This is a genomic window from Massilia sp. DJPM01 (assembly GCF_030348125.1).
Classification (GTDB): domain Bacteria; phylum Pseudomonadota; class Gammaproteobacteria; order Burkholderiales; family Burkholderiaceae_D; genus Telluria_A; species Telluria_A frigida.
This window is the reverse complement of record NZ_JAQOZV010000016.1, coordinates 107,231-129,227: the sequence shown is the minus strand read 5'-3', so window position 1 is coordinate 129,227 and position 21,997 is coordinate 107,231. Positions and strand designations below refer to the sequence as shown.

Annotated in this window: 20 protein-coding genes; 11 read left to right on the top strand and 9 right to left on the bottom strand. The window is 63.2% G+C overall.

Going from position 1 to position 21,997, the window contains the following annotated elements:
• Positions 1-186 precede the first annotated feature (186 nt).
• Positions 187-522, top strand: a complete 336-nt coding sequence (locus tag PO883_RS12985) for a hypothetical protein (protein ID WP_289310133.1) — start codon at positions 187-189, stop codon at positions 520-522.
• A 304-nt stretch (positions 523-826) separates the two neighbouring features.
• Here PO883_RS12985 and PO883_RS12980 read toward each other — a convergent pair whose 3' ends face one another.
• A complete protein-coding gene (locus PO883_RS12980) occupies positions 827-1,126 on the bottom strand; it encodes an antibiotic biosynthesis monooxygenase (RefSeq protein WP_167092581.1) in 300 nt (99 codons plus the stop codon).
• A gap of 99 nt (positions 1,127-1,225) precedes the next feature.
• Between PO883_RS12980 and PO883_RS12975 the strand changes: the two genes are divergently transcribed.
• Complete coding sequence (locus tag PO883_RS12975; protein WP_289310132.1) at positions 1,226-1,771, top strand: HD domain-containing protein; 546 nt, start codon at positions 1,226-1,228, stop codon at positions 1,769-1,771.
• Here PO883_RS12975 and PO883_RS12970 read toward each other — a convergent pair.
• The 4 genes from PO883_RS12970 to tssK form a co-directional block, all read right to left on the bottom strand.
• The gene (locus PO883_RS12970; RefSeq protein WP_289310131.1) at positions 1,759-2,331 is read right to left on the bottom strand and encodes an exonuclease; all 573 of its coding nucleotides are present in this window, start codon (positions 2,329-2,331) and stop codon (positions 1,759-1,761) included. The genes PO883_RS12975 and PO883_RS12970 overlap by 13 nt on opposite strands.
• Positions 2,332-2,358: 27 nt before the next feature.
• A complete protein-coding gene (locus tag PO883_RS12965) occupies positions 2,359-2,622 on the bottom strand; it encodes a hypothetical protein (protein ID WP_289310130.1) in 264 nt (87 codons plus the stop codon).
• A 295-nt stretch (positions 2,623-2,917) separates the two neighbouring features.
• Positions 2,918-3,685, bottom strand: coding sequence for a type IVB secretion system protein IcmH/DotU (gene icmH, locus PO883_RS12960; protein WP_373890061.1), 768 nt, complete (start codon positions 3,683-3,685; stop codon positions 2,918-2,920).
• 17 nt (positions 3,686-3,702) lie between these two features.
• Complete coding sequence (gene tssK, locus PO883_RS12955) at positions 3,703-5,043, bottom strand: type VI secretion system baseplate subunit TssK (protein WP_167092592.1); 1,341 nt, start codon at positions 5,041-5,043, stop codon at positions 3,703-3,705.
• 233 nt (positions 5,044-5,276) lie between these two features.
• On the opposite strand from tssK, the gene PO883_RS12950 reads away from it, so the two are divergent.
• The 9 genes from PO883_RS12950 to PO883_RS12910 all read left to right on the top strand — a co-directional run bounded on the left by PO883_RS12950 (position 5,277) and on the right by PO883_RS12910 (position 15,191).
• Positions 5,277-5,855 (top strand): M48 family metallopeptidase, encoded by a 579-nt coding sequence (locus PO883_RS12950; protein WP_289310129.1) that lies wholly within the window; start codon positions 5,277-5,279, stop codon positions 5,853-5,855.
• Positions 5,856-5,894: 39 nt separating this feature from the next.
• Positions 5,895-6,404 carry a type VI secretion system contractile sheath small subunit gene (tssB, locus tag PO883_RS12945; RefSeq protein ID WP_099877643.1) on the top strand — a complete coding sequence of 170 codons (510 nt, stop codon included), beginning with the start codon at positions 5,895-5,897 and terminating at the stop codon, positions 6,402-6,404.
• 2 nt (positions 6,405-6,406) lie between these two features.
• The gene (gene tssC / locus PO883_RS12940; RefSeq protein ID WP_289310128.1) at positions 6,407-7,894 is read left to right on the top strand and encodes a type VI secretion system contractile sheath large subunit; all 1,488 of its coding nucleotides are present in this window, start codon (positions 6,407-6,409) and stop codon (positions 7,892-7,894) included.
• A 37-nt stretch (positions 7,895-7,931) separates the two neighbouring features.
• Positions 7,932-8,423, top strand: coding sequence for a type VI secretion system tube protein Hcp (locus PO883_RS12935; protein WP_167092594.1), 492 nt, complete (start codon positions 7,932-7,934; stop codon positions 8,421-8,423).
• A gap of 24 nt (positions 8,424-8,447) precedes the next feature.
• Complete coding sequence (gene tssE / locus PO883_RS12930) at positions 8,448-8,939, top strand: type VI secretion system baseplate subunit TssE (RefSeq protein ID WP_289310127.1); 492 nt, start codon at positions 8,448-8,450, stop codon at positions 8,937-8,939.
• Positions 8,940-8,941: 2 nt separating this feature from the next.
• A complete protein-coding gene (gene tssF, locus PO883_RS12925; protein WP_167092600.1) occupies positions 8,942-10,786 on the top strand; it encodes a type VI secretion system baseplate subunit TssF in 1,845 nt (614 codons plus the stop codon).
• Complete coding sequence (gene tssG, locus PO883_RS12920; protein WP_289310126.1) at positions 10,750-11,835, top strand: type VI secretion system baseplate subunit TssG; 1,086 nt, start codon at positions 10,750-10,752, stop codon at positions 11,833-11,835. The genes tssF and tssG overlap by 37 nt, the downstream gene beginning before the upstream one ends.
• Positions 11,836-11,869: 34 nt before the next feature.
• Complete coding sequence (tssH, locus tag PO883_RS12915; protein WP_289310125.1) at positions 11,870-14,527, top strand: type VI secretion system ATPase TssH; 2,658 nt, start codon at positions 11,870-11,872, stop codon at positions 14,525-14,527.
• Positions 14,528-14,669: 142 nt separating this feature from the next.
• Positions 14,670-15,191 carry a hypothetical protein gene (locus tag PO883_RS12910; protein WP_289310124.1) on the top strand — a complete coding sequence of 174 codons (522 nt, stop codon included), beginning with the start codon at positions 14,670-14,672 and terminating at the stop codon, positions 15,189-15,191.
• A 50-nt stretch (positions 15,192-15,241) separates the two neighbouring features.
• Here PO883_RS12910 and tssA read toward each other — a convergent pair whose 3' ends face one another.
• From tssA to tssM, 4 genes are read right to left on the bottom strand one after another with little or no spacing between them, the layout of a single operon-like run.
• A complete protein-coding gene (tssA, locus tag PO883_RS12905) occupies positions 15,242-16,306 on the bottom strand; it encodes a type VI secretion system protein TssA (protein WP_289310123.1) in 1,065 nt (354 codons plus the stop codon).
• A gap of 24 nt (positions 16,307-16,330) precedes the next feature.
• On the bottom strand, positions 16,331-17,098 hold the full coding sequence (locus tag PO883_RS12900; protein WP_289310122.1) for an OmpA family protein: 768 nt from the start codon (positions 17,096-17,098) through the stop codon (positions 16,331-16,333).
• A gap of 2 nt (positions 17,099-17,100) precedes the next feature.
• On the bottom strand, positions 17,101-18,087 hold the full coding sequence (tagF, locus tag PO883_RS12895; RefSeq protein ID WP_289310121.1) for a type VI secretion system-associated protein TagF: 987 nt from the start codon (positions 18,085-18,087) through the stop codon (positions 17,101-17,103).
• Positions 18,084-21,950 (bottom strand): type VI secretion system membrane subunit TssM, encoded by a 3,867-nt coding sequence (gene tssM / locus PO883_RS12890; protein ID WP_289310137.1) that lies wholly within the window; start codon positions 21,948-21,950, stop codon positions 18,084-18,086. Before tssM ends, tagF begins: the two co-directional genes overlap by 4 nt.
• Positions 21,951-21,997: the final 47 nt, after the last annotated feature.

Below are 21,997 nucleotides of genomic sequence, written 5' to 3'. Positions count from 1 at the left end.
AACACGCATTTGCGCGAAACGGGTAATCACATTCCTCCTTAACGGCCTGCATCAGGCCGTATCCGCTGGCTTCTGGCGCGTCAATCACTTCAACATGTGCTACGAACGTTAAACTTTTGATGAAAGTGAAATTTTCAGCGCGCATGTTTCGGCTTCCGCGCAAATGGATAAAACAGAAGGAAAAAAATGAGCGTTACACTTTCAATCGGAAATCCGATAAGTGAGTACGAAAAATGTTACGACCTTGCCGTTTCAACGGAGTCGGGGTTTCACTCCGTGATTGAGCCTATCGCGGAAAAATACGGGTTAACGCTTATAGATTGGGGAACTTTTTCTGAGGTCACAAAAGAGAATTTGACCCTGTTTCTTGACGAGGTAAATCTCATCCGTGATGCTATTTTGGTATTGAGGGATGAGTCAATGCAGACCAAGATTCACTATCTGGGCCGGCTCGGCGAGTTGGCGAGTGAGGCGGAGCGTCTAATAAAAGAACGACCGGATATGAAGCTTATGATTGGGTGAATAAATACAGATACAGGCTAATGTAAGGCTGTATCTCGTTGTTAGTGGAAATGGACGTCCAGCGCAGTAAGAGGTGATTCCACTGCCGTTGCGGGTTATATGAGATTTGGCGGCGGATTTTGCGTGTATTTAGCCTGATCACTCTTCTGGAAACGACGTCAGGACTGACTTTCAGACACGGCATTTTCCGCAGAACGGTTACACGACCGGCGCTTCCACCGGCTGTGTTCATGCATTCGCAATCCGCGCGAGTGTTTCCGCAGAGGATACGGCAACCCAGCATCATGCGCGCCGGCGCGTTGGGTCAGAAGCCCTCGACCGCGCTGGTGGTATGAAAAACGCGCGGCGGTGCGCTGAAAAAGCCACCCACCAGCCGGCGCCATTCCAGGAAATCCTCGCTCTCGCGAAAATGCACCATGTGATCCTCGATGGTTTCCCATTCGACGAACAGCATGTAGCTGCCCGGTTCTTCGACCGAACGCTCCATGCGCATGCCATGACATCCTTTGGCGCGCTTGAACAGCGGTATGGCCTGCTGCACGCCTGCTTCAAACAGCTGCTCCGTTCCCGCAGCGACCTTCAGTTCCGCGACTTCCCTGAACATGTCTTCTCCTGTTGATACCGACGCTTGCCGGCGTGCCGATATTGTAGCCAGTCGCACGCATTTCTGCCGGCTGCGTTAAGATCGACCATCGGAGGAACAATGACACAGCAGATCGATTACGCGGACCAGGAAGCATGTCTCAAGGCCTGGCGCTTTGCCGCCGAAGCCCACGCCCTACAAAAATTTCCGGGCACCGACATGCCCTATCTGGTCCATCTGGGAATGGTGGGCATGGAGCTTCTCGGCGCCCATGCGCAGGACCCGATCGACGGCATCGGCATTGCCATGCAATGCGCCATCCTGCACGACGCGATGGAGGATCAGGATGTCTCGCACGGCACGCTGGTCGCCGAATTCGGGCTGGCCGTGGCCGACGGCGTGGCCGCCTTGTCGAAGTCGCCCAGCCTCCCGAAGGCGGAAGCCATGGCCGACAGCTTGAAAAGAATCCTGCTGCAGCCAAAGCCCATATGGTGCGTCAAGCTGGCCGACCGTATCAGCAATCTGGAAGCGCCACCGCATTACTGGCCGCAGGAAAAAATCACTGCCTACGGCGAGGAGGGCAAGGTCATCCTCGCCGCGCTCGGCGCCGCCAATGGCTACCTGGCGCGCCGCCTCGCCGCCAAGATCGCCGCCTATCCTTCCTGAGCGCCGCGTTTCAGGTTTTCGGCCAGCATATTGCAGAACAGCGCACCCTGTTCGATGGCGTCATCGAGCGCCACATGCGAATGGGGCAGGGGATCGAACCAGTGCTTGGGCATATTGCGCTTGGTGCTGTCGCGGTAACCGCGCTTCATCACGGCCATCGCGTACGATTTGATATCGAGCGCGGAATGGCTGAACGGGCTTTCGCCGGTAAAGCGGATCAGGTACCAGTACACAAACAGGAAATCGAAGCCGGCCGGGTAAGCCACGAACACCGGCTTGCCCGGCAGCGCCTTGACCCATGCCAGATAGCGCTGCATGGCCGCCAGTGGCGTTTCCAGGTCCGCGCGGCAGGTTGCCCATGCCTCGGGCTGGGTCAGCCACCACGCGGCGGTGGCGGGATGCGCGGCGGCGTCGGGCAGGCATTCCAGGTTCGCGCTGAAGGTCGCGATGCATGTCTTGTCGGCCAGGTAGGCTGCCGATCCGATGCTGAGCATCGAGTGCGGTCCGGGAATCGGGCCGTCGGTTTCGACGTCGGTGCTGATGTAGATTTCTTGCTTCATATTTCCTTAATCCGGGTTACCGGTCACTCATGGCGGCGGCGCTTTCGCGGGATCGAACGCGATCGACGACAGGCAGTCCGGATTGCGCTCGGCGAAACCAAACGACAGCGTACCCCATGAGCGCTGGCTTGTGTGCGAGGTCGACTCGTGAATGGAGCGGCCGCGCGGATAGCCGGTAAGGCGCAGCGTGCCGTACTGGCGGCGCACGTCGGCAAGGGTGACGCAGCTGCCGCCGATGGCGAGCACCATGAACCCGGGATGGCTGCCTTCGCGCGATGCGCAGGTCGACATTGGCGATCACCACGCCGCCGGCGAGCGGCACGGGGGTGCTTTCGTAGAGATAAAACAGGTCGTTGCCGCCCCTGCCGGTCGCGCGCAGGGGGCACCGAGTACGCGCTCCACGTGCGCCCTGGCGAATGGCACGCGTACGGCCAGCGCCACGACGGCTTCCCATAAGGTCAACTGCGGTGCGGCGATAACGGCCTCCCTGGCTGCGGCCGGCGCGGCCGGCGCGCCGGCCGCGAACAACGCGATCAGGCCGGCGCGGATGCGCCGCATGCTGATGCCGGCGCCGCGCGCATGCGGGTCAAGGCAGGGTGATGGTCAGGTTGGCGGCGCGCGGCGCCAGCTTGACCACATCGTTATAGCCGGCCATGCGTTCCTCGGTGGTCTTGCCGAGCGAAGCGCGCAGGCCGATATAGCCGAGGATGCAGATCAATCCGAACACCGAGCACAGTACCCACAGCGGCAGGTCGCTGCGCAGCTTGTGCACGATCTGGTCGGGCCGGTCGGCGTGCGGCGCGAAGCCCCCGCGCTTGCCCTTCATGTTGGCGATTTCATCGCCCAGGCGCGCGGTCAGGTAGTTCAGCTTTTCCGAACCTTCCAGGATATAGCGGCCCTGGAAGCCCAGCAGCAGGCACATATGGAACACTTCCAGCGCCTGCAAGTGCGTGCTGCCGCGCGTGCGCAGCGATTCGAGGCGGTGATAGAAATTCTCGCCGGCCAGCTGGTCGCCGAACAGCACCAGTTGCAGCGGGCGCCGTTCCCATTCGTCGCGGATCGAGAAGGTCGAGCGCAGGATGATTTCATCGACCGCCGCGCAGAAGGCATACTTGGCGGCGTCGATATCGTCGGCCGAGGCGCCCTGTTTCTTGGCGCCGCGCGTGAAGTCTTCGAGAAACTGCGTGGTCTTGTGCTGGAAGTCGGCATTGTCTTGCGGGCCGTTGCCGTTCTTGAGCATGAACAGCGCGTAAAAACCGTCGTACATCAGGTCCAGCAGCGTTTGCGGGGTGGCTCCCGCAGCGGCGGCGGCAACCGGGCCGCCGGCCATCAGCGAGGGTGCAGTGGTAGTCATGTGGGTAAGTCCTTGGGTCAGGAGGTGACGGCGATCAGTTCCAGGGTCAGCTCGCGCAAGCCTTCAGGAACATAGATGGAAATCGATTGCGCCTGCATCATCCGTTCGTACATCTGGCCCTTGGCCTCGATCGTGAAGTAGATGGTGTCAGGGCGCACCGGCACGGCTGGCGGCACCTGCGGCGCGTGCTGCAGGCGCACGCCCGGCATGGCCGAGAGCACGAATTTTTCAACGTCGTCCGGCGCGCCGATCTTGAAGCGCAGCGGCACCACGTCCACCAGTTCGATGGCCGGCAAATTGGCCGACACGGCCAGGTAAAACGCGGTCTTGTCGTCGATCTTGCCCGACTCCAGCGAGCCCAGATAGTAGGAGGGCTTGATCAGATCGAGCGCAATGGCGAAGTACTTTGACGAGATTACAGTGTCCAGCAGGTCGCGGATGATCGTGTTCAATTTCGCGAACGCCGGCCCCGGATCGGCGTGCTGGTAAGGCGGCAGGTCGGCCAGGGTCCAGCTCCTGGAAAACGTCATCAGCGCCCCCGCCACGCCCAGCAGCGCTTCGTACAGCCGTTCCGGATGCAAGCCTGGATGATGGAAGTAGTGCGTCAGCGAGGCATACGCGGTGCTGGCCGTGTGCAGCAGCCAGAACGAGGACATGTCGCCGGAACGGAATTCGATCACGTTCTTGCTCGGCTCGCGGTGGTGGCCGTACAGCGCGCTCACTTTCGCTTGCAGCGCATCGATCAGGCGGCGCAATTGCAGGAACAGGATCGGGGCGCTGCGCACCGACATGCTCGGCGGCACGAACGCCGGGTCCATCTCGAAGCCGCCGGTGGCCACGCGGCGCAGGCGCAGCAGCGGGAAGTGGGTGTACGAATCGCGCGGCTCGAATTCGGAAATCAGGCGCACGCTCTTTTTCAGGTAGGTCAGCTGGGCTTGCGCGGCCTGGGTGTACAGGTCGGGCGTGTCGGCATTGGCCTGCACGAAACGGGCCGCGTTGGCGGTCTGGCCGAGCGGCGCGAAGTTGCCGCCGAACGGCTTGAAGGCGGGCAGGGCGGCGTAAAAGGTGACGGTCTGCTGCGACTGCAGCAGCTGGCTCAGGTCCACCGTCTCGGGCAGGGCGTCGGCGCCTGGCGCGTCGACCAGTTCGCCGTCCTGGAAGCGCAGCGACAGTTCCAGCACGCGCAGCGCATTGTTGGCCAGCGCATCGCGGTCGACCTGCAACTGGTTCACTCCCCACGCGTAGGGATGGACCGCCTTCACGCTTTCGTGCAGGCGGTGTTCGTGGTACTGATCCTGCTGCTGGAAGTGCTGGGGCCGGAGGAATAATCCTTCGCCCCAGAGGACTTTGCTAGACATGCTGTGGGCACCTTTGAAAAATTTTGCATTTATTTAAAAAACTAATTAGCGGAACAATAACATTTATGAGAAGATTTGTCTTCGACCTGATGAAACGTGCGCGCCTACTACAAAGTGAGAATGTGTGATTTTCAATTGAGCGATGTAAAATTTCAATCTCTGCTAACGTTGCCCGTGTAATAAGTGTTACAATATACACATTATTTTTTCGATAATGCTCTCAAGGATACCGCATGACCTCTTTTTTCGATCTGAAGCACCTGTTCGGCGTCATGGCTTGTGCCGCGGCCCTCTCCGCCTGTGGCACGACGCCGGTGGTGCCGAAGGGCCCGGCGCCGCTGGCCGATCTGCTCAACCAGGCGACCCAGGCCGCCGGTTCCGGCCAGAAGGAACAGGCCGTCTCCATGTGGAAGCAGGCCGCTGCCGCCTATCCGGCCGACAAGACGCCGTGGGCGAGCATCGCCCAGACCCGCTACGACGCCGGCCAGTACGGCGAAGCGATCGTCAGCGCCCAGGAGGTGTTGTTGCGTGATCCCAACGACAAGGCGGCCAACAGCATCATCGCCATCGCCGGCCTGCGCCTGTCGACCCGCGCCTTGGGCGACCTGAACCGCCAGAACGGCATGACCCCGGCCCTGCGCACCGAGTCCCAGGACCTGGCCAAGCTGTTGCGCGAAAACCTGGGCGAGAGCCCGGTGGCGAGCTCGGTGCGCCGCACCGAACCGGTCAAGCGCCGTGACAAGGCCGAGAAGACGTCCAAGACCGACAAGGACGATGGCAACAAATCAGACCCATTCGACTTGCTCAAGTAAGCCGGCGATTTACGCTCCAACCATGTAGAAGGAACTACCATGTCCAAGAAAGAAAGTGTCCAAAAGCGTCTGCAAAAAGTGCGTCCACCGCGCGTGCAGATGACCTATGACGTCGAAATCGGCGATGCGATCGAAAGCAAGGAGCTGCCGTTCGTGATGGGCGTCGTCGGCGATTTCGGCGGCAGTTCCGAAGTCGAGAAGAAGCGCCTGAAAGACCGCAATTTCGTCGGCATCGACCGCGACAATTTCGATGAAGTCATGAAGGGCGTCGAGCCGCGCGCCGCTTACCGCGTCAACAATACCCTGACCGGCGAGGGCGGCAAGTTCGCCGTCGACCTCAAGTTCAAGTCGATGGAAGATTTCCGTCCCGAGGCGGTGGTCCAGCAAGTCGAGCCGCTGCGCAAGCTGCTCGAAGCGCGTACCAAGCTGGCCGACCTGCGCAACAAGCTGGCCGGCAACGACAAACTCGAAGACATCCTCAACGATGTGCTCAGCAACACCGAGAAATTGGCCGAACTCGGCCAGCAAGCCAACGCCAAGAAAGACTGATCATGTCCGCTCAACTGACCCCTGCCTCCGGCGCCGCCGCGACGACCCATGAAACGGCCTTGCTCGACCAGATCGTCGAACAGAGCAAGGTGGCCAAATCGAGCGTCGAGCACGCCCGCGCCAAGGACTTGATTTCGGAACTGGTGCACCAGGTGATGGATGGCACGGTGATCGTGTCGGACAACCTGTCGGCCACCATCGATGCCCGCGTCGCCGAACTGGACCGCATGATTTCGGACCAGCTCTCGGCCGTGATGCACGCGCCCGAATTCCAGAAGCTCGAAAGCAGCTGGACCGGCCTGCATTACCTGGTGAAAAACACCTCGACCGGCACCAACCTCAAGATCAAGATGCTCAACGCCACCAAGCGCGAGCTGGTCAAGGATTTCCAGAGTGCGCTCGAGTTCGACCAGAGCACGATGTTCAAGAAGGTCTACGAGGAAGAATTCGGCACCTTCGGTGGCGCTCCGTTCGGTTCGCTCCTGGGCGACTTCGAGATCACCCGCCAGCCGGAAGACATGTATTTCGTCGAGCAGATGTCGCACATCGCCGCCGCCGCCCACGCGCCGTTCATCACCTCGGCCTCGCCCGAGCTGTTCGGCCTGGAAAGCTATAGCGAACTGGGCAAACCGCGCGACCTGGCCAAGATCTTCGACACCGTCGAATACGCAAAATGGAAATCGTTCCGCGAATCCGAAGATTCGCGCTACGTCGGCATCACCCTGCCGCGCTTCCTGGGCCGCCTGCCATTCCACCCGGCTGATGGCGCCACCACCGAAGGCTTCAATTTCGTGGAAGACGTGGACGGCACCGACCACCACAAATACCTGTGGTGCAACGCGGCCTACGCCTTCGCCACCAAGCTGACCGGCGCGTTCGACGACTTCGGCTGGTGCGCGGCGATCCGCGGCGTCGAAGGCGGCGGCCTGGTCGAAGACTTGCCGACCCACACCTTCAAGACCGATGAAGGCGAAGTCGCGCTCAAGTGCCCGGCTGAAATCGCGATCACCGACCGCCGCGAGAAAGAGCTGTCCGACCTCGGCTTCATCTCGCTGGTGCACTGCAAGAATACCGACTACGCGGCCTTCTTCGGCGCCCAATCGGCCCAGAAAGCCAAGAAATACAACACCGATTCGGCCAACGCCAACGCGGTCCTGTCGGCCCAGCTGCAGTACATCTTCGCCGTCTCGCGCATCGCCCACTACATGAAGGCCATGATGCGCGACAAGATCGGCAGTTTTGCCGCGGCATCGAACGTCGAAGACCACCTGAACCGCTGGCTGACCCAATACGTGCTGCTCGACGATAACGCAAGCCAGGAACAGAAAGCCCAGTTCCCGCTGCGCGAAGCGTCGGTGCAAGTGTCGGAAGTGCCGGGCCGTCCGGGCGTGTACCGCGCCGTGTCGTTCCTGCGTCCGCACTTCCAGCTCGACGAACTTTCCGTTTCACTCCGTCTGGTCGCGGAGCTACCACCATCGACCAAATCGTAGCACCCCGTAGTACCTATAAACCACTGAAAGGAACACAATGGCAATCGACGTCTACCTCCAAATCGACGGCATCAAAGGCGAGTCGACCGACTCCGCCCACAAAGACTGGATCGAATGCCAGTCCGTCAGCTGGGAAGTGCTGCAGCCTAAATCGGCTACCGCATCGACCGGCGGCGGCCATACCGCCGAGCGTACCGAGCACCGCGATATCGTTATCGCCAAACTGGCCGACCTGGCAACCCCTCTGCTGCTGCAGAACTGCTCGTCGGGCAAAACCCTGGCCAAGGCAAAGCTGGAATTCCTGCGCGCCGACGGTCAGGGCGAGCGTATCAAGTACTTCGAAATCGAACTGGAAAACGTGCTGATCTCCAGCGTGGCTCCAGCCGTTTCGGCCGGCGACATCCTGACCGAAAACCTGTCGCTCAAGTACTCGAAAGTCAAATGGAAATACACGCAGCAGAAAGTCGGCGGCGGTTCGGGCGGTAACACTTCCGGCGGCTGGGATCTGGCGACTAACAAAACCGCGTAACAGCAGTAACGCAACGGGGTACCAATGAAGGGTTTTACGCCAGGTTTGTTTGACCGGTTGATGGATGTGCCGGTCAATGGTTCCTCCAGCGGCACAGTCACCCGGATGTCGATCGAGGACTTGAAGGACTCGGTCGCACGCGATCTCGAGGCGCTGCTCAACACGCGCACCGTGATACCGGAAGACTTGCTGAAACGGTACCCCGAATGCGGTCGCTCGATCGTGACATTCGGCCTGAATGATTTTGCAGGCCGGTCGCTGTCGAGCACCGACGACCGGGCCTTCATCTGCCTGTGTCTCGAAAAAGCCATCGCACGCCATGAGCCGCGCCTGCGCAACGTCAAGGCGTCGCTGGAAATCCGCGAAGATTCGGTCAACCGTCTCAATTTCGCCATCACGGCGCTGCTGGTCGTGAGCAGTTCCCAGGAGCCCGTCAATTTTGACGCCGTCTTGCAGCCATCGAGCCTGCACTACACCATCAGCAAAGCGCGCCGCCTTGCATCCGGGGGAGCCTGAGTTTGGAAGATCTGTTACCGTATTACGAACGCGAACTGGGATTCTTGCGCCGCTATTCGCGCGAATTTTCAGAGCGCTATCCCAAGATCGCCGGGCGTCTGCTGATCGCCGGCGAGGTGTGCGAAGACCCGCACATCGAACGCATGATCGAATCGTTTGCGCTGCTCAATTCGCGCATCGCCAAGCGGCTCGACGACGACTATCCCGAATTTACCGAAGCACTGTTTGAAGTGCTGTATCCGCACTACCTGCGCCCGTTTCCTTCGTGCTCGATCGCGCACATGGACTTTGCGGGCGTGGCCGCGCAGCTGACCGCCGCCACCGCGATCCCGCGCGGCACCCAGCTGACCACGCGCCCGGTGCGCGGCGCTTCCTGCACCTTCCGCACCGCCTATCCGGTGACGGTGGCGCCGCTGGCGCTCTCCGCCGCATCGTTCGCGCCGATCATCGACACGCCCGAAGCGATCCGGCCCCCGGTCGGCGCCACCTCCAGCGTGAGCCTGACCATCAGCAGCCTGTCGGACCAGGTGTCGCTGGCCCAACTCGGCCTGGCCAAACTGCGCGTGTTCATCGATGGCGAGCCCTCGTTCTGCGCGGCGCTGCGCGACGCGCTGTTCATGCGCACCGTGGCCGCCTACGCCGAAGGCGACAGCAGCGGGCGCTGGATGGCGCTGCCGGCCATCCCGGTGCACGCGGCCGGCTTCGACGAAGACGAATCGCTGATCGACTTCGCGGCGCGCTCGCACACGGCCTACCGCCTGCTGACCGAATATTTCTGCTTCCCCGAAAAATTCAACTTCTTCGACATCGACCTGGCCGCGCTGACGGCGGTACTGCCGATGGGCTGCCGCACGATCACCCTGCACCTGGCGCTGTCGGGCATGCGTACCGACTCGAATGCGGCGCGCATGCTCGGCACGCTCTCCACCAACAACGTGCTGCTCGGCTGCACCCCGGTGGTGAACCTGTTCCGCCAGCGCGGCGAGCCGATTCGCCTGACCCACACCACTGCCAGCTACCCGGTGCTGGCCGACGCGCGCCGCGCCTTCGCCTACGAAGTGCAGTCGATCGATTCGGTGAAACTGGTGCGCCAGACGCCGCAGGGCGAATCGATCGTCGACTTCCGCCCGTTCTACTCGCTCAAGCACGGGCAGATGCCGGAAAAGAAGGGCCACTACTGGGTCATGCGGCGCGATGAAACTATCGCCGACAAGAGCCCCGGCTTCGAGACCGAGATTTCGATCGTCGACATCGACTTCGACCCGGCCGAAGTCGAAACCGACACCCTCAGCCTGGAGCTGACCTGCACCAACCGCGACTTGCCGGCCTCCTTGACCTACGGCCTGCGCGGCGGCGACCTGTTCCTCGAAGGCGGCTCCACCGTGCGCCAGATCAGCTTCCTGCGCAAACCCACGGCCTCGCAGCGCTTCGAGCGTGGCCGCGGCGCCCACTGGCGCCTGATCTCGCACCTGTCGCTGAACCACCTGTCGCTGGCCGAAGGCGGCCTGGATGCCTTCCGCGAAATGCTCACCTTGTACGACTTGCCGCGCTCGCCGTCGACCCAGCGCCAGATCGGCGGCATCGCGGAGGTAGCCTACAAGGCGGCCAACACCTGGCTGCCGGGGAACCCGTTCGCCTGCCTGGTGCGCGGCATGGAAGTGCGCCTGACGATCGACGAGGAAGCCTTTGTCGGCAGCGGCATCCACGCTTTTGCCCACATCATCGACCGCTTCCTCGGCCTGTACGTGCACGCCAACAGCTTCACCCAACTGGTGATCGTATCGAATAAAAATGGAGAAGAGCTATTGAGATGCTTGCCACGAAGCGGCGATTTGAGCCTGCTGTAATCGAACGTCTGTTCGAGGAACCGTACCGCTTCCAGTTCTTCCAGGCGGTGCGGATGCTCGAGCTATGGCTCAAGCGCCACGGCTCGCCGCAGCAGGGCGCCATCGCCAACTTCCTGCGCTTCCAGAATTCGACCTCGCTCGCTTTTCCGCCCAGCCAGCTCGAAAACATCGAGACGGTGCCGCGCGACGTGCCGCGCCAGGCCAGGTCGCTGGGCGAGGCCCTGCAATCGAATACGCTCAAATACATCCGCATCACGCCGGCCTTCATGGGCCTGTTGGGCGGGAACGGCGCGCTGCCGGCCCATTACACCGACCGCATCTCGGCCCACATCATCTACAACAAGGATGAAGGTCCGCGCGCGTTCCTCGACACCTTCTCGAACCGTTCGCTGGCGCTGTTCTTCGAAGCCTGGCGCAAGTACCGGCTCGAACTCAAATATGCGATCGACGGCAAGGACAGCTTCCTGCCGCTGCTGCTGTCGCTGGCCGGGGTGGGCAACGAGTCGCTGCGCCACCGCCTCAAGGACGAAGTTGGCGGCGGGGTGCTCGATGAATCGATCGGCTACTTCGCCTCGGCCATGCGCCACCGGCCGCCGTCGGCGGTGCAGATGTCGCGCGTGCTGTCGGAGTATTTCAACCAGCGTATCCGCGCCGAGCAGTTCATCGGCTGCTGGTACGCGGTGCCGGCCAGCCAGCAGACCATGCTGGGCGCGGCCAATTCGATGCTGGGTGGCGGTGCCATGGCCGGCGAGCGCGTATGGCAGCGCGACCTGCGCCTGCGCCTGGTGGTCGGCCCGCTCGACCACGACAGCTTCAACTCCTTCCTGCCGGGCGGGCTGGCGGCGCGCGCGCTCAAGAGCATGATCACCATGTTTACCGGCGTGACGCTCGAATACGAAGTGCAGCTGGTGCTGCGCGGCTCCGACGTGCATGGCATGTGCATGGATGAAGCGCGCACCGGCGGGCGCCTGGGCTGGGACAGTTTTCTGGTGACCGGTTCGCGTCAGGAAGACCGAAGCGATGTCCGCTACGATATCCACGCGCTGTGATTGACAACACGATACAACAAAAAAAGGAACTTGCATGAGCATCAACCTGAAAACGCTGATCGGCAAACTCAATGAGACCAGCCGCACCGCCGCCACCCGCGCGGCCAGTATTTGCGTGTCCCTCGGCCAGTACGAAGTCGACATCGAACACCTGTTCCTGGCGCTGCTGGAGCAGCCCAAGAGCGACTTTGCGCTGATCGCGCGCCAGTGCGGCATCAGCGCCGGCATGCTGGAAGCGGACTTGCAGGCCGAAGTGGGCCGCCTCAAGACCGGTAACTCGCGCACGCCGGTGTTTTCGGTGCGCTTGCCCAAGCTGTTCGAAAACGCCTGGCTGATCGCCTCGCTCGACATTCAAGCCGGGCGCACGGCCGAAATCCGCAGCGGCCATTTGCTGCAAGCCTTGCTGACCGATCCGGAACTGGCGCAGCTGGCCTTCCGCGGTTCCAAATTGTTCGGCAAGTTCGACGTCGAGCAGATCAAGCATAACCTCGACAAGCTCGCTGCCGGTTCGCAGGAAGCCGTGGCGACGCAAACGGCCGGCAGCGCCGACGATGGCGAGGGCAACGATCCGGTCGGCGACATGGCCGCCAAGGCCGCGTCCAGGACGCCCTCGCTCGACCAGTTCACCACCAACCTGACCGAGCGCGCGCGCGCCGGCAAGGTCGACCCGGTGATCGGGCGCGATACCGAAATCCGCCAGGCCATCGATATCCTGATGCGGCGCCGCCAGAACAATCCGATCCTGACCGGCGAAGCGGGCGTGGGCAAGACCGCCGTGGTCGAAGGCCTGGCGCTGCGCATCGCCAGCAACGACGTGCCCGACGTGCTCAAGGGCGTCGAGATCCACACGCTCGACATGGGCCTGCTGCAAGCCGGCGCCAGCGTCAAGGGCGAGTTCGAGAACCGCCTCAAGAACGTGATCGACGAAGTCAAGAAGAGCCCGCACGCGATCATCCTCTTCATCGACGAAGCGCACACCATGATCGGCGCGGGCGGCACCGCCGGCCAGAACGACGCGGCCAACCTGTTGAAACCTGCATTGGCGCGCGGCGAACTGCGCACCATCGCCGCCACCACCTGGAGCGAGTACAAAAAGTACTTCGAGAAGGATGCCGCCCTGGCGCGCCGCTTCCAGGTGATCAAGGTCGAGGAACCGAGCGAAGAACTGGCCTGCGCCATGTTGCGCGGCATGGCCCCGCTGATGGAAAAACACTTCGGCGTGCGCGTCTACGATGAAGCGATCACCGAGGCGGTGCGCCTGTCGCACCGCTACATCATGGGCCGCCAGCTGCCGGACAAGGCCATCAGCGTGCTCGATACCGCCTGCGCCAAGGTCGCCCTGGGCCAGAACGCCACCCCGGCGCTGATCGAAAACCTGGCGCGCAAGCTGGAACGGATCGACATCGAAGCCGGCGCGCTGACGCGCGAACAGAGTTCGGGCGGCGCGCACGCGGCGCGCCTGAAGGAACTGGGCGAGCAGCGCAAGGCGGCCGCCGAGCAGCACGCGCTGCTGGCGGCGCGCTGGGAGCAGGAAAAGCAGCTGTCCGAAAAAATCATGGATGGCCGCCGCAGCCTGGAAGACGCCGAACAGAAGGACGCCAGCAAGGGCAAGGATATCCAGGCCATGGTGGCCGAACTGCGCACCCTGCAAGGCGAAACGCCGATGGTGCCGGTGCAGGTGGACGGCCACGTGGTGGCGGAGATTGTCGCCGGCTGGACCGGCATCCCGCTCGGCAAAATGGTCAAGGATGAAATCAAGACGGTCCTGAAACTGAAGGACTTGCTGGAAGAGCGCGTGCTGGGCCAGTCGTATGCGATCGAAGCGGTGGCGCAGCGCGTGCGCACCTCGCGCGCCAACCTGGACGACCCGAACAAGCCGAAAGGGGTGTTCCTGTTCGTCGGCCCGTCCGGCATCGGCAAGACCGAAACCGCACTGGCGCTGGCCGATGTGCTGTACGGCGGCGAGCGCAAGATGATCACGATTAACATGAGCGAATACCAGGAAGCGCACAGCGTCTCGGGCCTGAAAGGCTCGCCGCCCGGCTACGTGGGTTACGGCGAAGGCGGGGTGCTGACCGAAGCGGTACGCCGCAATCCGTACAGTGTGGTGCTGCTCGATGAAGTCGAGAAGGCCCACCCGGACGTGATGGAGCTGTTCTTCCAGGTCTTCGACAAGGGTGTGATGGACGACGCCGAAGGGCGCGAGATCGACTTCAAGAACACCATCATCATCCTGACCTCGAACGTGGCGTCGAGCGCGATGATGCAGGCGTGCCTGAACAAGACGCCGGAAGAGATGCCGACCCCGGACATGCTGGAAGAGATGATCCGTCCGCACCTGATGAAGCAGTTCAAGCCCGCCTTTCTGGGCCGCCTGAAGGTGATTCCCTACTACCCGCTGGGCGACGACGCGCTGGTCAAGATCATCGAACTGAAGATGCGCAAGATCGCCCAGCGCATCGCCGCCAACCACAAGGCCGAATTCTCGTACGACGAAGCGCTGGTCGAAGCGGTGCTGGCGCGCTGCACCGAAGTCGATTCGGGCGCGCGCAATGTCGACAATATCCTCAACGGCACGGTGCTACCCGAGATCGCCGAAACCGTGCTGGCCAAGATGGCCGAAGGCGCCGCGATCGCCAGGATCAAGGTCAGCGCCGACAAGAAGGGGCAGTTCAAGTACACCATCAAGTAAGCGCCGTGTGCGGCACGCAAACCTTTATTTTTTGATATTGCAATATAATTAAGTGCGGCGGGCCCCGCTGGGGTCTGTCGCGTCCCGTCACGCGGTGCTGCGAGCACCGCGTTCATCGAGAATACCTGAGGAGGAAGTGGGAATGGCAACGAGAACATGGACGTGTGGCAAGGACGGACCGAAGACGGTAGCGGAATTGCGCAAGAAAATGGTGGCGCTGGTGAAGAACAAGACCAGTTCGCAACTGATCGACTCCAAATTTACACGCGATCACATCTACGCCGGGCACAGCGGCGACGTTTTAAAGCTGGCGCAGATGCTGGCAAAGCAGCGCGACCTGCCCTTGAGCACCTTGCTGATCACGTCGATGCAAGCCACGGCCAAGGCTGAAGTACTGAACTGGATCGCGCACATTCCCGATGCGATGCTGACCTATCAGCGTGGTGTGTGGACGGTCAATACCCAAGGCAGCACCGTTCCGGCGGTCTGCAGCTACAAGTGGGTGACGGTCAATCTGGACGAGTTGAAGAGGATGATGATCAAGCAACCCGGCGACATCGTCAAGAAGAGCCGCGAGTGGATGAAGGAGTCGCAAAAGTCGCCGGCCATCGCTTGCCAGTTCTCCGGCGACGGCAGCCCGGTCATCTATCACCTCGACTATTAAGCAAGGGCGTGCGCGCCCCGGCCCTTATCCGGGCCGGGGCGGCGCGCGCATCAATCGTCCTGCGGCGGTTTCACGCCCAGCAGTTCTTCGATATGGGCCATGGCGCCCGAATCCTTGACCACGGAGCGCAGCCAGGCATGCAGGTCGGTGTTGGCGGCGTCGGCCGCCTTGTCGGCGAAATACGAGGCCGGGCTGTGCGGCTCGGTGCGGCGGAAGAATTCAGCCACATTGCGCAATTGGGTCACGGCTTGCTCGCGGGTGCGGATCACGCCCGGCGGGCCGGCCGGCTGGGGCGCGCTTGGCGGACCCTGGTCGTTTTCCGGCTCGGCGTAATAAAAGTCGCCCGGCGCGGCCACCGCTTCGGCCGGCGCGGCGCTCGGTGCCGGCATCAGGGTCACCATGTCCTGCACCGCTTCGCGCGCGTTCGAGAAGCCCGGGCTGTCGTGGCCCAGGCGCGTGTCGGCCGCCTGTTCGAACTGGCGCAGCGCATCCAGGCAGTATTGGGCGTCGGCGGTGAAGGTTTCGCGGAACTTGGCCGAGTTGGCGTTGCGCGCTTTTTCCAGGTCGGGCAGTTTCAGCCCGGCCGGCGCGCCCGCATTGTTGTTGTAGCTGCCGCCGCCGCTGGCGTTGGCCAGCTTGCGCGCCACTTCGAAGTCGACCAGCGTATAGCCGCGCGTGCCTTCGGTGATGCGCATTTCGCGCAGCAGGGCAGGGGTGCGGCCCAGGATCCAGGACAGGTTGCCGATGCGCTGGTCGTGGTCGTCGTCTTCGGCTTCCGGAAACAGGCCGCGGTCCCAATACTGCTCGATCAGGCCGGCCAGCACGCGGAAGCTCTCGCCCAGGCCGCGCAGCTGGTGCTTCTTGGCGGCCGCCTCGGCCAGCCACACGCCCAGGCGCAAGTCCTTGCTCTTTTTTTCGAGCAGGGCGGCGCAGCGGGTCACCACGAAATCCCAGTCGGCTTCCTTGATGTCGGTGACCCACTCGCCCTGGTCGAGCGAGGGGTCGTCGAATTTGCGCGCCAGCGTGATGGCGTCGAGTTCAGGCGAAAAGGCCAGGTCCTCGCCGGCCGGCTGGTCGTCGCTGATCGGGGTTAAGAGCGGTTCTGCTGCAAACATGGTGTCCTCGTGGTTGGGAGGCGCTTATTGCGCCATCCGGAATTCGATGCGGCGGTTGCGCGCGCGTCCGTCCGCGCTGTCGTTGCTGGCGACCGGGCGGTCGGCGCCCTGGCCGGAAGCGCTGAGCAGTTCAGCCTTGATGCCGGAGCTGGTCAGGTAGGTCTTGACCGCTTCGGCGCGCGCCTGGCTCAGGTTCTGGTTGGTGGCCTTGTTGCCCTGGCTATCGGTGTGGCCGATGATGTCGACCTTGCGGTCCTTGAGCTTCATCATGGCCGCCGCCATTTCGTCGAGAATCGCGCGTCCGGCCGGGGTCAGGGCGGCTTTGCCGCTTTCGAATTCGACGATGCGGTTGGCCAGCGTGGTATCGAGCACGCTCTGGTCGGCGGCCGATACGCGCAGGCTGTTGTTGACCGTGTAGGTCGGGTTCAGGCTGGCCGTGACGTTGCCGGCGATTTTCTGGCGCGTCGCTTCGCTGGCCACTTCGCCCTTGATGCTGACGGTGCTGCCATCGATTTTCAGCTGGCCGCGCGAGATCGACTTGAGGTCCGGCGTGATCAGTTTTTGCACGTAGCCGTTCCAGTTGGCCGGCGTGGCGACCTGGCCGACGGTGATCTGGTCGACTACCAGGTCGGCGCCGTACACCTCGCGCAGGCGCGCCAGCACGGCGGCCTTGCTCGCTTCATCGGGCACGGTGCCGGATACCAGCACCTGGCCCGGCTGGGGGGCGGCGGTTTGTGCGCCGGCATTGACTGCGCCGGCAAGCAGGATTAACAGGGCGACAAGGTGGCGCATGATCAGCTTCCGATAAACGCCGCGCGCAACGATTCCAGCGCGGATTTGAGTGACAAATTGGCTTGCGCCAGATAGGTGGACAGTTTCTGGACCGCGTAGTCCGTGTCGGTCTGGGCGTCGACCCAGTCGAGCTGGTCGAACGTGATGTGGCGCTCCTGCGCCGCACCGGGGTCCATGATCGCCTGCAGCGTTTGCGGGGAGGCGCCGGAAAAACCCACCACCAGCGCCGGACGGGCGTTGATGCGGGCCACGAACAGGGCCAGCTCGAAATCGGCGCGCGCCAGGAACGGGGTAATCAGGTGCATCCAGAATGCCGCCACCAGGTTGCGGTAGATCGGATCGACCGGCAGCGGCAGCACCAGGCTCTTTTCGAGCCGGCTCGAACTGCTGGCCATCACCGGCTGCATCAGCATGCCGAGCGCCAGCAGCACCTGGCGCGCCGAGCAGGCGTAGCCGGCCTGGCTCAAGAGGCCATCGAGCGCGCCCACGGTCTGCATGTCGAGGAAGTCCTCGAACGCCGCTTCATAGGCCGCGACGCGCAGGTCGACGTCGATGGTGTGGCTGGCGGCCGCCTGCAGCGGGGCGGCGGCATCGGCCGCGCCGATCACGCCGGCGCTGAGCGTTTCCAGCCGGTTCCACAGGCGCGAGAGCACCAGCGGCGCGTCCGCCACGAAGGTGGCCGGGTCGGCCACTTCCATCGCGCTCATCATCAGGAACGGGAAGCGCCGGTTCGACTGGTCGCTGCTGGCCACGATATGGCCGGCGATGGCATTCCTGCGGCGCGGGCCGATGAAGGCGAAGTGCAGCGGCGCGACCGCGTCGTAGTTCAGTTTCCAGCGCGCGTCGGCGCTCATCAGGTCCATGGCCTGGGCCAGCCAGTCGTCCAGCACCTTGATCAGGCCCGGGTTGTCGCTGCCCTTGACGAAGTCGCCGCGGCTGGGGATCTTGCCGAAATAGCCGACCGGAATCGGCGTGACGGCGCGGTTCATGGACGTGCTCCCGCGCCTGGCGCCGGTGCGGCCGCTGCCGCAGGCGCTGGTGCAGGTGCCGCCGCAGGGGCGGGCGCCGGCACGGCCGCAGGCACGCTCGAACTGATGATCGTGTCGGGCAGGCGCATGCGCTTGAAGCCGCTGCCCGCTTGCGGGGCCGAGGTCGCCGCCGGCTTGGCGCCGGCTGGAATGATCTTCAGGTTGGAGGTGACCTTGACGCCGGCATTTTCCCAGCTCAGCTCGAAGACCCCGCCATCCTTGCGCTTGCGCTGGGCCGATTCGACCATCTTGCGCAGGCCGAAGTGACCCGGTTCGTTGAGCAGCACCACCGTCTGGCCTTGCGGCGTGATGGCGGTGATGCGCGAGCCCGGCGTACCCTGCGGGTTCGGCCAGACCATGTGTACCCACGGCTGCGGCTGGCCTTTCCAGCGCAGCGACTGGCCATCGATCTCGATGGTGAACTCGGTGGCGCCGGTGGCGCCCAGCGCTTGCAGGTCGAACTGGGTCTGGGCTTCGCCGCTTGGGCTGCTGGCCGCGGCGGCGGCCACGCCGCCGGCCGACAGCGGCGCGATCCAGCCGGGGAAGCTCGACACCGCCGACGGCGACAGGCCGATGCCCATATTGGCCCAGGTGCGGGCCGCCACCACGTCGCCGCGGCGCACCACCAGCGGGCCGATGGTGGTATCGAAGAACTTGGCGATCGCGCCCGACGGCCCGAACACCTGGGCGATTTCATCGTTGGTCGCTTCCGAGCGCGAGTCGGCCGCGAACGGATACTTGGTGGCCAGGTTCTGGCGGAACGGTTGCAGCACCTGCGCCGCCCACACCTTGTCGATTTCAGCCTCGGTCGGACGCACGATCACCGAGAAGGTCTGCATCAGCGGACGCACCAGGATCGGACGGATGGCTTGCTTCTGGATGTCGCTCATCCCGGTCAGCATCTGTTCATCGACATACTTGAGCGCTTCGGCCAGTTCGGAACCGCTGCCATCCAAGGTTTGCTGCATCAGCTGCTTGGCGCCCGGACCCGGGTCGCCCTGGTTCTTGATGGTGTTGAAGCGGCTGCGCAGTTTCGACAGGTGCTCCATGTAGCCGCGCATGAGCGAGGCATCCTTGTCCTTGGCGACCACCAGGCGCGCCACGCCGGAAAATTCGCGGCCGACGGGGCCCAGCGGCAGCGGCGCAATACTGCTGCCGCTCTGGGTTGGCGGCAGGTCGACGGTGACGTGCGATGGCTTGCGGCGCAGGATCACTTCGCGGAACCAGCCCATCATGTCGCGCTTGGCGCTGGCCATGCCCTTGTCCACCAGGGACGGGTTGTCCCACGAGGTTTGTTCGTAGACGGTGGTGATCAGCTTCTGGATGGGCGAGGTTTGCGGGTCGCCCAGGCGGTTCATGGCCGCCGCCGCCGCCTCGAAACCATTCAGGTCGCGGATGGTCACGCCCTGCACGAACTTTTGCCATTCCCTGGCGTAGTCGTTCTTGTACATCTCGACCAGCGCCTTCTGGATCTGTTCCGGGCTGCCTTCGAGCGTCAGGTCGTCCTTGGAGGCGGTCTTGAGCACCCAGTCGGCGCTTTGCAGTTCCTTGTTGGCGGCATCCTTGAAGGCGCCCTGCACGAAGCCTTCCCAGGCTTCGCGCGTGAAGCTGCCCGGCACGGCGTAGCTGCCCAGCACCAGTTCCTTGTCCTGGTCGCCGACGATGCGGCCCACCGTCATCGACGGGAAGCGGGTGGCGGCGCGCGCCTTGACGTCGGCGTACACGCGTTCGCGCGCCGGCATGCCGCGCACCACCAGGCGCAGGGTGTCGCGGGTCTGGTCGACCAGGGCCAGCTTGCTGTCGATCTGCGGCCAGGACACGTCTTCCACCTGCGCCAGGTAGAACGAGATGGTGCGCTCGGCGCTGCGGATCATTTGCTCGCGCGGCATGGCGCCCCGGTTGGCGTCGAGCCAGACGCGCCAGAAGCGGGTCAGCTGGTCGTTCAGGTGGCCGCCCTCGAAACGCGCCTTATCGCCCAGCATCAGGTAGGTTTTCAGGGCGTTGTAGGCGTCTTCGGTGCTGGTTGGCGAGGCATCCTTGAACTGGGTGGCGGCCGGCGCGGCGGGTGCGGCTGCGGCTGCCACGGCGGGCGCGGCGGTGCCGGCCGGTGCGTCGGCGGCGGCCGGCTTGACGCCGCCCTGCAGCGCGCTGGCGTTGCTGTTGACTTCGGTAAGGAAGGTTTCCAGCGAACCGGCCACCGGTTTCAACATGATTTCGCGCACGCCGCTGAAGTATTCCTCGCGCAGCTTGCGTTCGAGCAGTTCGCCCTGGTACAGGCCCAGCGAGAGCGAAAGCGGACGGCTGTCGCGGTATTTTTCCAGCTGTTCGATGCGGTCCTGCAGGATTTGCAGCGCTTCAAAGCGCGATTGCAGGTCGATCTTGTTGGTCTGGATCTTCACCACCTGGTCGAGGTCGGCCTGGACGTTTTCGACCAGCTTGCGGTTGCTCATGTACGACCAGCTCCAGCCGCCCAGGGTCAGGCCGACCATGGCGGTGGCCAGGAAGAAGGCGGCGTAGCGCATGCGCGTCTTGCTCGGGCTGGCGTACTGGGCGACCAGGTCCTTGTCGGCGAAAATCACGTTGCGGAACAGGTTGAGCAGGAAGAAGCCGCTCTGGTTCTGGGTTTCGGCGTGGTGCTGCGGCTGCAGCTTGATGTCGAAGCGCTGCGCCACTTTCTGCGACGAGGCCGAGATCGATTCGCCTTCCTGCAGCGCGCTGGTGAAGTAAAAGCCGCGGAACACCGGCTTGAACTGGAACGGGTTTTCCTCGAACAGGGTGGCGATGAAGGTGCGCAGCGGCGCCTTGATGGTCGAAAATTCGAGCGGGAAGGTGAAAATGCCGGGCGGCATGCGCTCGCGCCATTGCAGCGCCATATTGGCCGCGCTCATGTCTTTCAGGCCGTCGTACAGCTCGTCGAAGCGGGCGTCGAACTGGGTCAGCACCTGTTCGCTGCCGGCCGCATGGCTGTAGGGCAGGGTGGCGCCCCAGACACGGTCGCGCTCGGCGCGTTCGGTGTCCTGGAAGAATTCGTTAAAGCCAGCGATCAGGTCGGCCTTGGTAAACACCACGTACACCGGCGCATGCACTTCCAGGCGCTCGGTCAGTTCCTGTACGCGCTGGCGCAGGTTTTTGGCCAGGTTGATGGCGAACTCGGGACGGTTGCCGGTCAGTTCGGCCACGCTGACGGCGATGATGATGCCGTTGATCGGCGCCTTCTTGCGGTATTTTTTCAGCAGCGACAGGAAGCCGAACCACTCGGTGCGGTCTTCGTCGACCACCGAATAGCGCCCGGCGGTGTCGAGCAGGATGCCGTCGGTGGTGAAGAACCAGTCGCAGTTGCGGGTGCCGCCCACGCCCTGGACGATCTTGCTGTCGGCAAAAGGAAACTGCAGGCCGGAGCTGGCAATCGCCGTGCTCTTGCCGGCCGCCGGATTGCCGATGATCATGTACCACGGCAATTCGTACAGGGCCGCGTCACCGGACAACTGGCCCAGCTTGGAGCCCTTGATGGTGGCGATCGCATCGAGCATGCGTTTCTTGATGGTTTCGTGTTCCTGGCGCTGGGCGGGGTCGGCACGCACCGGCGTGTGGTTGACCTGCTGTTCCAGCATCTCGCCGAGATTGCTGGCGGCGCGCTGGCGCTTGTGGCGGCGCCATAGCCAGACCAGCAAGCCGAAGAACAGCGCCACCCCGAGCACGGCGAACGCGTACTCGGCCGGGAGGTCCAGCACCGCCGCCCCGATCAGCAAGACGGCGGCAAACGCCAGCCACCCGACGACGATCAGGGTGCGACGGCTTGTCAGAAACTGCCAGATTGATTGCATCATTATCAGAAACTCAGTTTATAAAAACATTTACAACAGGACCGTCG